This is a genomic window from Paenibacillus terrae (assembly GCF_000943545.1).
GTDB lineage: Bacteria > Bacillota > Bacilli > Paenibacillales > Paenibacillaceae > Paenibacillus > Paenibacillus terrae_A.
This window is the reverse complement of the sequence record NZ_JTHP01000108.1, coordinates 1-12,143: the sequence shown is the minus strand read 5'-3', so window position 1 is coordinate 12,143 and position 12,143 is coordinate 1. Positions and strand designations below refer to the sequence as shown.

14 protein-coding genes and 2 pseudogenes are annotated in these 12,143 nt (G+C 42.8%); 5 read left to right on the top strand and 11 right to left on the bottom strand.

What is annotated here, in order from left to right:
- On the top strand, positions 1–224 hold a 224-nt coding region (locus QD47_RS27540; RefSeq protein ID WP_044649116.1), incomplete at its 5' end, for an IS3 family transposase.
- Here QD47_RS27540 and QD47_RS27535 read toward each other — a convergent pair.
- The 9 genes from QD47_RS27535 to QD47_RS27495 all read right to left on the bottom strand — a co-directional run bounded on the left by QD47_RS27535 (position 221) and on the right by QD47_RS27495 (position 9,039).
- On the bottom strand, positions 221–619 hold the full coding sequence (locus QD47_RS27535) for a hypothetical protein (protein ID WP_235332383.1): 399 nt from the start codon (positions 617–619) through the stop codon (positions 221–223). The genes QD47_RS27540 and QD47_RS27535 overlap by 4 nt on opposite strands.
- Positions 620–969: 350 nt before the next feature.
- A complete protein-coding gene (locus tag QD47_RS27530; protein WP_044649114.1) occupies positions 970–1,350 on the bottom strand; it encodes an Imm8 family immunity protein in 381 nt (126 codons plus the stop codon).
- Positions 1,351–1,369: 19 nt separating this feature from the next.
- Positions 1,370–2,506, bottom strand: coding sequence for a polymorphic toxin-type HINT domain-containing protein (locus QD47_RS33505; RefSeq protein WP_044649113.1), 1,137 nt, complete (start codon positions 2,504–2,506; stop codon positions 1,370–1,372).
- Positions 2,507–2,965: 459 nt separating this feature from the next.
- Entirely contained in the window at positions 2,966–3,808 is an 843-nt protein-coding gene (locus QD47_RS27520; RefSeq protein ID WP_044649112.1) for a matrixin family metalloprotease, read from the bottom strand.
- Between the two features lie 924 nt (positions 3,809–4,732).
- Positions 4,733–5,203, bottom strand: a complete 471-nt coding sequence (locus QD47_RS27515) for a HEAT repeat domain-containing protein (protein ID WP_044649111.1) — start codon at positions 5,201–5,203, stop codon at positions 4,733–4,735.
- 15 nt (positions 5,204–5,218) lie between these two features.
- Positions 5,219–5,731 carry a hypothetical protein gene (locus tag QD47_RS27510; protein WP_044649110.1) on the bottom strand — a complete coding sequence of 171 codons (513 nt, stop codon included), beginning with the start codon at positions 5,729–5,731 and terminating at the stop codon, positions 5,219–5,221.
- 102 nt (positions 5,732–5,833) lie between these two features.
- Complete coding sequence (locus QD47_RS27505) at positions 5,834–6,022, bottom strand: hypothetical protein (RefSeq protein WP_044649109.1); 189 nt, start codon at positions 6,020–6,022, stop codon at positions 5,834–5,836.
- 115 nt (positions 6,023–6,137) lie between these two features.
- On the bottom strand, positions 6,138–6,887 hold the full coding sequence (locus QD47_RS27500; RefSeq protein ID WP_044649108.1) for a hypothetical protein: 750 nt from the start codon (positions 6,885–6,887) through the stop codon (positions 6,138–6,140).
- A 478-nt stretch (positions 6,888–7,365) separates the two neighbouring features.
- Positions 7,366–9,039, bottom strand: a complete 1,674-nt coding sequence (locus tag QD47_RS27495) for a S41 family peptidase (RefSeq protein ID WP_052646986.1) — start codon at positions 9,037–9,039, stop codon at positions 7,366–7,368.
- A 423-nt stretch (positions 9,040–9,462) separates the two neighbouring features.
- Between QD47_RS27495 and QD47_RS30310 the strand changes: the two genes are divergently transcribed.
- Positions 9,463–9,660, top strand: a complete 198-nt coding sequence (locus QD47_RS30310) for a hypothetical protein (protein WP_052646984.1) — start codon at positions 9,463–9,465, stop codon at positions 9,658–9,660.
- 446 nt (positions 9,661–10,106) lie between these two features.
- Here QD47_RS30310 and QD47_RS27485 read toward each other — a convergent pair.
- Positions 10,107–10,340 (bottom strand): annotated as a pseudogene (locus QD47_RS27485) (hypothetical protein).
- Positions 10,341–10,523: 183 nt separating this feature from the next.
- Positions 10,524–10,819, bottom strand: a pseudogene (locus QD47_RS31955) (NucA/NucB deoxyribonuclease domain-containing protein); the annotation flags it as partial.
- 261 nt (positions 10,820–11,080) lie between these two features.
- Here QD47_RS31955 and QD47_RS31950 point away from each other — a divergent pair.
- From QD47_RS31950 to QD47_RS34330, 3 genes are all read left to right on the top strand, one after another.
- Complete coding sequence (locus tag QD47_RS31950) at positions 11,081–11,401, top strand: hypothetical protein (RefSeq protein ID WP_152643893.1); 321 nt, start codon at positions 11,081–11,083, stop codon at positions 11,399–11,401.
- Between the two features lie 62 nt (positions 11,402–11,463).
- Positions 11,464–11,619 (top strand): DDE-type integrase/transposase/recombinase, encoded by a 156-nt coding sequence (locus QD47_RS34335; protein ID WP_161797213.1) that lies wholly within the window; start codon positions 11,464–11,466, stop codon positions 11,617–11,619.
- Positions 11,582–11,827: an IS3 family transposase gene (locus QD47_RS34330; protein ID WP_152643891.1), complete on the top strand. Its 246-nt coding sequence runs from the start codon at positions 11,582–11,584 to the stop codon at positions 11,825–11,827. The genes QD47_RS34335 and QD47_RS34330 overlap by 38 nt, the downstream gene beginning before the upstream one ends.
- The last annotated feature ends 316 nt before the right edge of the window (positions 11,828–12,143 follow it).

The window sequence follows — 12,143 nt, the reverse complement described above, 5'->3', positions numbered from 1 at the left end:
CCTTAAGCATGAAAGGCTGCCCCTATGACAACGCCGTTGCGGAAGCCACGTTTAAAATTTTCAAAACGGAGTTTGTGAAGAAACGTCATTTTGAAAGTCTAACTGAGCTAACCACAGAATTACATGACTATGTACACTGGTTTAACCATATTCGGATTCACGGTTCTCTGGATTACTTGAGTCCGGCTGAGTTCAAGCAGAGGCACCACAAAAAAATTGTCTAGTTTAGTGTTGACAATCCATCTTCTTTCCAATTCCCCTCTTTATCTTTCACAAAGACTTCTCTTTTTACTGGAAGCCCTGTTTTAGTGTCAATGGTTACAGTCTCTTTTTTTAGATTGTTTTCTGCCACAACCTCTTGAAGTGATGCATCAGATTGTGGACGTAGAGATTTCACCCAGTTTTGATTTTTCATCTCTTTTTTCTGTTCTTCCATCAGAGAGATATTTAAAATCCTCTTATTTTCACTTGCCAGGTTTTCGGGCAGTGTCCAAGTGTTCCCTACAAGTGTTCCTGTAACATGATCCCTTCCTATAGAAGTGACTCGTCTTCCCTCTTCAGACACTATAATTTTATTTTGCAAGACTCCACCCACATATTCTTCTGTAATTTCACTCAAGTTTTTCCGATCACGAATGCGTATTGAGTAAGAACTATCGGAATATGTGCTAGAAGAAACTGATATTTGATATATTCCACCTGACTATTCGTAGCTTTGTCAGCAGCTGTAATCGTTTCGCTTTGTGCACTGACAACCTTATCTGTGTTTAGATAGAAAACACCTGAAGCAGCCGCCACTACTAATGTTAAACTTAGCCGCCCGATTCATTCGGTAATGGGTGGGCTCAAAAAGAAGACCTTGAGAATTATGTCCCCCAAGGTCTTTTAATATTAACTTATTATATCGGCTACTATAAGCTGTCTAAGTATATCAACGGTATAGCCTAAGCGATACAGTTTGAATCCTTGTCATTCATCTAGTTCCACCCTTGTTTGTAACTCCTCACTTGACATGTATTCAATGTTATCGTATTCCCATCTCAAATGTCGGTTAATAGCCTTCCCCACTTCATCCCAAGTAGGACGGATGCAATCCTTTAAAATCTTATTTACTTCTAGCTCCAACGAAGCTAGGTCAAATTTACTAACAATGAATGTTGCCCTTCCGTCAAAAACATTATTTTCACTTAAAAATTCCGCTAGATATTCAGGTGAAATCACTTGGAAATGAAAGCAGTCCGCACCCTTATCATTCTCTTCTGAAATATAAGCTGTTGCTCTCACATTAAAATTCATCTGCTCTTTTGGGTCTCCAACAAAATCAATACCTTTAAGCACAGGTATTATCACACGAATTCCACCTTTCAAATCATTTAACTTTTATGTGGAAATTTCCACCAATGTTGTTTTCTAAGTTTAATTCTAGTGATCCATCTTTCTTAAAGCCATATCTCGCAACAAGATTTCCATCTTTGCTAATATATGTTTTATAGCCATTTTTGACAACGCCTGTAGAATAGCCGTTACCCACAAATTCTTTAACAATTCCCATCACCTTATCTTTAGTAAAATACTCATCTGCTAATCCGGCAATACCTTTACTCGTTTTCCCCATTGTAGCAAGTGTTTTAGCGCTCAAGCTACACTCGGCGTTATGCACCCATATCCCTATATCGCTTACATAATAGGTATGGAAATCATCAACCGTTATATTGTAGACCATAACACGCTTCTGCAATTTTTCAATGCTGTGTATTTCTAAATTATTACCGTCAGTTTGAACAAGTAAATCACCGATTTGAAGGTCTTTAACAAACGTCCATCCTTTTCCATCAACCCAAAACGGATGATTATAAGTTGCTTCAATGGTTTGGTCGCCTACATAGATTATATATATCTCATTCGTCTCATGGTTAAATGTAGTCGTAACCTCTTTGTACGCTACCTCGCCAGTTGTTTCGTCCTTCGAGAGAACCTTATCTCCGACTTCAATGTCTTCGATATTTTTCTCCCCTTCGTCTGTTTGAACTTTCGTTCCCGCCGTAAAGCAGTTACAAGGGAGCGCTTTGGCTGCTTTTAGATTTTTTTCTGACAATTCGACAGATCGTTCAATATATCTTCCTTCTTTACTCGTCAGCTTTATAATCAATTTTCCGCCTTTAACAAACTTACCCACGGGAATAAATCCTACGGCCGCAAGTGTTTTGTCAAAGGTAGATGCTTTGGGATCAAGCAGCGTGTTAATATCATCCACAATCATGAAGTTGGCTACTGCCGTGGATGCCTGTATGGTTCCTGCTTTAAACTCATTCCAGCAAGTCCCCATCCCTACTCTTTTACAATGAATAATCGTTTTCTGGTTGGTATAAAATATCCCGCCTTTAGTCGTAGGCATAAATTCATGCCCACTAGGGTCCACATATCCAAGCGGATTATTCGCCACATACGCATACCAGTTCAAGCTTTGCGGATTGCTGATCTCTCCCTGATACGTATCCTCGCCCATAAAACGGGCTGTGCCCGGATCATACCAGCGAGCCCGTAGTCTTACCAGCGAAAGGTTTCTGTTGGCTAACCGTTACGCCGTATGACCAAGCTGAGGAAATCATAGAGAAATGTTCTTACCAAATATAGAACTGTGCATGCAAGTAATTTTTATGTGAGCAACAGTTAGGGTTAATACCAGCGTTGCTGTCACTAAGGCAAAGTAACGTTAACATCAATTGAAGCTGATGAATCCTAGATCAAGGAAATCATCAGCTTCTTATACTTTACTTGCCCATCTAAACAAATTTAATGAAGCGAACGAAACTATGCACCATCTACTATTTACAGTTTGAACTATTAGAAGAGATGACCGAATATTTGACTCAACTAAGTTCTTGCAGTATCAGCAATAGATTCAGCATGTCCCTACCTTAATGAATAAAATAGGGAAGTGAGGATTTTAATTTATTTCATATTTTCAAGAACCATAAATAGATTGAATTCCTTGGATATCGTCTTGATGTAAAAAGCGATGCTCTCCCGTATATGAAGCGAACATAAGAGAACCCCTCACATTGGAATGATCCAGACCAAGAGAATGGCCGAATTCATGCGCTGCTACAGTAACCAAATCTATCCCTGCAGATACGGGTAAGTTTACAGACCATGTTTCGCTATCATCAAAATGAGCATCTCCAGCTAAATCTCCTAAGTTAGGTGGTGGAAAGAAAGCATGCGCTAGTACATGCCCAATTCCATCAAATGGTTCGTCATTATGATCACCATGCGCACCTACGACAAATTTGATTTTAATATCTGCATTGCTATTGTTGTCTACCTCTGTAAATGTTAACGGTGTTACATCGCTCCACAGTTTGAATGCTGAGGCAATTGCTGAGCGAACTTGTTCTTCAGTTAAATCAATGGTGAAATTTTCTATCCTGTAGGTGAGGTTCGTATTGGGCCAGCGATTTCCATGTTCATTGAATTCCACAAAACCGACTCGACGATCTGGAAAACCACATCTCGGTATACCCATTTGTTTTACTGTAGATTCATCTAGTTGTCCAGTCTGAGGTAAACCGTTGAATTTCTGATAGTTCTTTAGTCCCTCTTCTGTTGCATCATCAAAAACACCTTTCTCAGCTTTTGGTGAAGCTATTTCGTTGCGCAGTTCAGCGTATTCATCTTCCCGTTTTGGAGTTAGTTGTAAATAACCAAATTTTTGAAGCAAATTTTGTAACTCAGTTACTGACTCACCAGTATCACTTTTTGTCAAACCAATATTTGACGGTACTTTAACTGTTTTTGTGATTTTCATAAAATCCTCCCATTATTTCTTATTAATGTAATTTTATAGTATTAAGTTTAAACTTGCATGTCTTCACGACTCAAACCAAATGTGGATGAGCTCTTCCATTAGAAACGGTTATACGCTCTATTCTTGTTAATCGTTGTGAGAGACGTTCCATATTTCCGACAAAGGAATTTTGCCTGAATCATCGAAGTTGACTAGGTCTTCGCTTGAGTTCCAGCATTGTGTTCTACGAATATGGTTCACTCAGAAGGAGATAACTTCGCTTGAATTTTTCTGATGTGCATATTTCCACCTCCAATCTGCATCCCTTTTTACTATTTTTTTGTTTTTACTTAAAAAATATACAGTTAATATAAGGTGATTTGATGTAATTATAATATTTAGAAAGTTTTATACACAGGGAGGCAAATCCTTGAATACATAATGTGGATTTTCAACACTAAACTAAACAGCTTTTCGTATTATCAGGTTAGCCAGCTATTACTGGTTGGCCTATTCGTATTATTAGATCAGCCAGAACATTCTGGCTGATCTTTTCTGTTGAACGTTTTATGATGGCATTAGCCGGAAGAACGTGGCGGCTTTAGGCGAAGACCCCGTCACAAAAACAATTCTCCCACGACCTCTCAAAAGTTAGCCTAGCTAGGCTTTCAAAATGACGTTCTTCACAAACTCAGTTTTGAAAATTTTAAAAGTGACTTCGCAACGACATTGTCATAGCGTAAGTATCTTTCTTTGTTCTGATTTGAATGTCCTTACTTCATTCAATTAGCTCGGACGATGAACGAACTATGTCTGGAAGGCGTTACAACATAATACAAGTGCTTAATCAATATTCCTGAGCATTTACTGAATAGCCTTGCCTGAGAGTTGTAGTTCCACCTTCATAGAACCACAACTCCAGAGCCAAAACTACATTCATTAAATTTAGTGCTTTATCTTGTTATATACTTCAGTTGCAAAAATTCTGAGCTCGTTGTTTTCCGTAGTTGTAAGCTTCTTGACTTCTGAACGAACGGAGTCATTTGCATGAAATTCATCTTTAGAGATGGAAGTTAAGGCCATTTTTCGAACTCCCATATCATTGTCGTTTAACAGAAATTTCAAAGTGTCAGAATTGGAATCTCCTAAATGCTGTTGATTGTTAAAGGCAGCTGCTGTTGCAACACGCACCTCAGGGATTGAGCTGCTGGCACCCTCTTTTAATACGTTTAATACGTCAGTTACTTTGTCGCTTTGTATCAGACTTGCAGTATACACGGCTCGCGGCGCCAGTCTTTCTCCTCCATTTTTAGTTATATCCAGTAGGTAAGGAAAAATTTGTGGACCCATATCTGCAGCAGCCTTATAATCAGGTTCATCCCGATCGAGTAAATCGATTAATGTTTCCTTTAACATGAATCAAACTCCTCCTTAAGGATTGGTCGGTAATGTATACGGACTTTGTCTAATCGTTTCAATTTCTGGCCAGACTAAATCTGGCGGAGGGTTAGTTATATTATGCGTCCCCCCTCCTGTCATCAAACGATCCAGATCGTTGACATGAGATAATCCCAACACATGGCCTATCTCATGGCCAAGTGTCCAGACACTTGCGACTCTCGTCACTACAGCTCCAGGCCGTCCAGAAGGATGAGCAGCACAACCGTTGTAAGGAGGGATTGTGGAGCGGACGAAGTATATCGCCAGTTCATTATCCTTCACATTATTTCGGTTGCTGAATAGCTTGTCCTGTTCTTGAGTCGTTTCTCCCTTTACACATCGGCCAACATCAAGATCCATCAAAAGCGGCTCTGTCAATACAACATCGACTTGAATATCTGCAGTCGCATAAACCTTTTTCATGGCCTCTACCATTTCATTAATCGGAATTCGAGGCTGCTCCAGAATCTTCAAGTGCAGCTTTAGTGCTTCTTTTTGTGCCATTAAATTAAGATCCTTTCCTGATTGGATTAGCAACACTTTATTATTTTGACCTCGATCTTTTTTTTATGCTTCCGTCACACATAGTTTGAGTACTTCACAGAACTATATGAATTTCTTGTCCAACACCATTCTGCGGCCCATCAATTCGAATTCGCGTTTGCGACCGTCGCGGTCATGCTGTCCGACGATCGGATCATGCCCGCCTTCCTTCGGCTCCCTCTTAGAATTCATCCAGTTCTGGCTTATGAACTCGAACTGCTTCTCAATGGAGGTCATATACGCAACAAACATAAGCCCCCGATTTCCCGCCCGCGGATCCCCCCTGTCATTCCCGTCTCAAAATCGACGGGGAGCGGCTCTCCAAACGGAATGCCCCGACGCAAAATGCGGCGAACCAGTGAGTCGCTCAAGCTTCCTGTATCCGACGTTTCGTCACGAGGGTTCGTCTTTCTGATATGCGCAGCAAACGGACAAAGCGTGGCTTGTGGATCCCCTTTCGCTGAGGAAGCTGATCTTGGCTCTCGGCCAGCTCCGGCCGCAACTTGATCGCCCGAGAATCTTCCACGAACATAAAATGGTTGTTCGCCAACTCGTTCTCAGCAAGCAACTTGTCATCCTTCTCCGGGGCAAGAAGGATCGGTGCTCCGCTCGGCCAACGGCCAACCATCAACGCTGCGAACCGTTCCGGCTTTATCCCGGACGTCTTCGCTTCCAAACGTATGAACTCCCAGAAAGCTGCTACATCCTGCCTCAGTTGCTGGATGGCCAGATAAGACCCGTTACAAACCCATCCTGTCATGTGCAAATCGCGTTGCTTAGGTAGAAGCGAGTCATCCCGCTTCTGCTGAGGATAGCCGAACACGAACTGCCCCGGCCAAATAAGGGGCTGTCCCGGTTTGGCGTACAAGGCAGCATGTGGGTCCGACGGATCAATCAGCCGCCTTGTCAAATAATCGTCTGACATTTCGGATACCCGCCCCCGTACCCTCGGCTGAGAAATGCCGACCTTGAATCCGAAATGCTCATGTCCCTTTAGGTCGGGGTGCACCTGTCCTTCCTGCTCAAACACGAGTCGAATCCCGCCGCCCGTTCCCGGATCAGCCCCAGGCAGTTGCTGGGCGCTCGCTTGTATCCAATTGGTCCACTTTTTCAGCATGGAACGATCATCCCCCGCCGCAATTAATACTAGATGAACAGGATTACGCTCCCCGCCGAACAGCCAGTTCTTCGCATGTCCCTCATGTTGCTCATGATTGGTTCCTGTGGGTCACCCAAGAACCCGGACCGTTTCTTCATTCCAAGTTTGAACTCAGAATCTCAAAGAACCCCAGATCATCTGTCGGGGCTTCAACTCCTCATAGGAAAAGGGGATGTTTAGGGGGCTCAGTAATGCTGCCATCGTTTTGCCAATGCCGGATCAACGATCTCATAGAACAGGAATATCTGGTGTCCTTATTGAATCCGACAAGTACATAACGGCCTACGCTCAGCCGCCCAAATCTTTAAGCCATTTCATCAATTTCCGGTTTTTCTGCCAAAGTCGCTTGGTATGCAATTTCAAGGGCATTTCGCTACATTTGGCTGTCCCCTTGGCATACACTCCCGTAACTTACGAGTGAATTTGGACAAATCAACTATTGTGTATCACCGGGTGATTGAAACAGCAAGGCGGCTGCAACTGCAATAAGGTCACGGTTTTCGTATAGTACATCGTCACGAGTCATGCGATGAATTGCGTCAGGTTGTATCCCAAGGTCCTCAAGGGGCAGACCGGCTTTGTCTCCCACACGTGTTGTCTGGCGGATGGCAACTCGCATTTCAGTATCGCCAGGGAGTTTTTGGAAGGGAGAGTCCGATCCCGGTAGTATTTTTCTTAAAAAATCATGGGTAAAAACATTAGCACCGCCTGCCCCAGTATTATCATCGACCCCTAAAATTTTGCCAATTTTATTGTCCTGAAAACCTGCTGCGAAGATATCTGTTGTACTGTAGCAGCGAGCATCCGTAACCAAAACAACGTTGCCAGTATAACGTCGTCCTATACTGTTGGTAAGATCAGGAGATTCGATTGGGAAGCCTTGAGAATAAATTGAGCCGGTAATAGTAGACAAGTCAATGGAATTTATCCATTCTTTAGCAAATCCGTTTTCAACATCTGAATTAGCAATGGCAAGGGTTATTTCGTTATTGATAAAGTGCATTCGTTCGGCTTCAATTCGGCTAGAACTGAAGAGTTGCAGTATTCGTTCGCCGTTCATGATGATACCGCCGCCATTACCACGTACGTCAATAATTAAACCTCGTTGCGGTAGTAGTTCCAATATCCGGATCACCTCGTTGACAAAGGTCTCGGGCTCAGGATCGCTAAAGGTCCTAAAGGTCCTTATACGTAGGTAGCCGATTTGGCCTTGAGGGGTGTCGACTGGCCGAAATTGAAAGGTGTCGGGGTAACGACTGATACTTCTAAAGAAATCTTCCCCCTCTTTATTGGATTCGCCCCTAAGATCAGCTGCTTGTTTGCTCAAATCAATGGCATTCCGGGCGAATAGAACCTTTCTGGCGTTATTGGTAAGTTCCATGTTAAGATCTAACCCGTTAGCAGTTGCGAATTTTCCGGTTGCAGCAAGGGTTAAACTTTCGTTGAATGAGCTAATCTTGTTCACTTGCCAAGATAGCTGTATTTTGTAGTTTTTACTATTACTGGAGTAACCGACAATGACCCATTGCTCGGCTGGTGGCAACGACATAGCCATTGGCCGTACGGTCATGGCGTCTAATCCTCGTACGTGCCGAGCTGCTTTGTTACTGCCAGCTTCCCGGTCGGCATTTATGGCCACCGCCTGGTCTATCGGAACTCCATTCCAATCCGTGATTTCGACGCCTGGTACAAAAGTTTCATGATGGAAGGTCAGCCTCGATACGATATAGTGACGTTTATTATTGGCATCATAGAACTCCTCCATCAGGAATGGCAAAAATGCAGTATGCTGATTGTATGGAGCAGGTAGGATATAATTTGTGTGTAGATCACGCAATTCTTTGAAAATTTGAAGCATTTCGTTGTGAAACTCTCGTTTAGATAGGGTTTTCATTTGGCGCCGCAATATCTTCAGCCTTTGCACTGGATTGACAGCATACATGGCTTTCTTTAGAGGCAGATGAACATAGACTGAGTCAATCAAAATTAGTGCCTGGTCTACGATTGTCCGGCGTTCTGTCAACGTGAGTTCCTTCGTCGTTTCTAAGAAATTAGCAAGTGTAACGGAGCCTTTAAAAAGCGGCTCTGGATTCTCAATTGTAAATACCATTAATGTTCCCTCTTTCGTCAAGGTAATTTCTTGTGCGTATGCTTTGACTTCTGCAAGAGTAGGTTTTGTACTTTAGTGAGGAATTATTCTGAGCGTTGTCCATTTAGCATGCTGTTACAATCAGTTAAGAGTGAGCGGCAAGTCCTCATCTCTGTGTAAAAGAGCCCACCATTGTAACCAGCCCCCCCACAGAACCCGGCGTGCCGATTTCCCGTACCGGGCAAAAGATCTGGCGGCACGTTTTTTAGATGAGAGACTTCAGAGAATAAATCCGACGATGCTTGCCGGCAGTCCTTTGCAATTCAGGGGCAACGATTCACAGACCTTGATTATTTACGTAGTGTAACCCTTGGGCAACTTGGTTCCGATATAGAATGGACCATTCATAACTGGATGCACATGAGGTGGTCAGCAGAATCTCCGATGGGGTACCGACCAGATGGAGAATTAGGTGAATCTGTAAACGAAATCTGGAATCAACCAGCTCACAACTGGCTGGGTGATACATACTCTACGCATGTTAATCCAGTATTCTGGAAACTACATGGCTGGGTTGATGATCGAATTGATGATTGGAAGCGAGTTAACCGGGCTGAGAACTACCAGTGGAAGGGTACCTAGATTGGTAATCCAGTATCACATCAGTCTCATCATCACTTTGTAATGAGAGAAGCCACTGAAGAGATCGAAAAGATAGAACAGTTAGCTGGCATCCTAGCAAGTACAGGAAAGTGGCGTGGCTTTTTCATTCAAACTTAGTAAGCGCAAATAGACTCATTTTTTCTTCTGATGAGGGCTAGGAAGATGGAAGGAGAGACTTCTTTCATTTTACGTAGCCAGTCACAACTCATCTTTGGTGACATGACTTCCGGCATTCATGGCGAATCAACTGGCTTTCTGTGCCGCAATCGAGGCGATCCATTCTTGGCGTCATTGTCGCTCCAAGCAGAAGACGCCCCATTCTGAAGCTGATTCGTGGGATTCTTAGGAGTGGAAAACTTTTTGACTGACCAGTAAGCGAGTATTCAACTAAATAAACAAGAAAAGACTCCTTACTGGCTACATGGCTACATACCAGCGGAGCCTTTTTCACATCTACTCTAAATTCAAACTGATTCCTCATGAAATAGCTCCCGTTAATCTTGATCGACTCCGGTGTAATCTTCTCCACTACTCCACCGTTATCCACAATATCTATCACATCCCTCTCCCAACGGCCGAACAACATATCCCCTTACCTGGCTTAATGCAGCTGCAAACAGTTCTATATTCGACTTTAAAACTTTATATGTATGGTTCATGCTGATCACCTCATGATAGTGTTCTATGAATTGAGTGGAAATCCCTCAAAAAAATCAGTAGATTTCCTAGAATATTGTTATGATCACATAACAATTCTACGAAACTATGAGTGTCGAAGTTTGGGGAAATTTGATCTGCAAAAAAAGATTCTATCAAACTTTGGCAGATAGAATCTTTTTCCGTTATTTAACGATAAACTCAACTTTTGTCCCGTCCGGATAGTCGTCCAATTTGTGACCTACCCACGATCCAGCTCCACGATTATCCTTTGGACTTATGTACTTAATGTCTGCACCCTCTCCACCTTCGGAACACGTCGCCATAGGCCATTCTTCCCTATCCTAGCCCTTCTTGGTGGCATACCCTTTAGGGATATGGTCGGCTCCATCACGGTCAATGGTGCATACTGGTGACCTGCTATAGCCTCTTTAATGTGCTGGGCTGTTTCTGGATACTTCTCTGTCGGAAACACAGTTTTATGACTCTTTGGCTGCTTCCGTAGAATCTTGTGTTACTTTCGTTACTGGGACCACATTTTCTTTATGTTCATTCCCCCATATATTCTAGATAATATGACGCACTACTATTACTGCTGCTAATACTATACCACCGTACCTCTTCAACCTAATCCCCCCTGTAAACGTAAAAAACACCCCACCAGCTTAGTGAAGTGCACCCCTTAGAGTAGACATTGGAATAAACCCTGGTTTATCCGATGAATTTCTAGGGGGTGCATTTTATGCCAGCGAAAAAAGGACAGAAGTTTAAAGAGTATACGTTCGAAACCAAAGTAGAGGCCATACAGCTTCATATCGAAGAAGGTTGGACATATCGTAAACTCATTTTGCAGCACGATCATGGAGTCTGGATGAACCATAAAAAGATACTTCGGCTCATGCAGGTCTTGGGAATCCGCTCACAAATTCGGCTAAAGCATCGATTGCAACTATGCTTCTTCTATGGAAGGTCGTGTGGCGAAAAATCTGCTAAAACAGGATTTCAAGGCGGACAAACCAAATCAAAAATGGGTTACAAATATCACGCAATATCGTGTGGGTGATTGCTGGCTATATCTGTCTGCGATTAAAAAACTTGTTCAATAACGAAATTATCGCGTACCAGATGAGCCATAGAAATGATAACGAACTGGTTTTACAAACGTTTCGACAAGCCTGGAAACAGCAAAAAGACGTGACTGGCCTCATCGTTCACAGCGACCAGGGATTCCAGTACACGTCCCATGCGTACCATGACATGCTGCCAATGGTTGGCGCCTGAATCAGCATGTCTCGCCGAGGCAATTGTTATGATTAATGCCTTGATAGAGAGCTTCTTCTCGCATCTCAAAACGGAAGGGCTCTACCCATATGATATTCGAAATATAGATGAGGCAAAAAGGATAATAGAAGAATATATTCGATTTTACAACCAATGTCGACCACAACGAAAGTTAAATAAGCTGCCTCCGAAAGAGTATCGGAAGTAGCTTATAGCCTAGGGGCTTTTTTCAGTGTCTATAAAACGGGGTCTTGACCAGAAGCCAGCGGGGCATTAGTTCATTCTCAAGCAGCCTTATCTTCTTTAGTCGTTCCTGCTCAATTCTTAAACGCCGTTTCAAACAGCCCGTTCACAGACAGTCCCGACAACACTCGGCCCACAACCGCAACGTCATTTTATAGTACAGCTAATCAACCAATCACCATACATATTAACAATAAGTGTTAAGAGTAAAAGTGAGTTATCAAACACATACTTTGCATGAAAGTCAAATTCGAATGGAGGGTGTTTATGAACAGACCCGG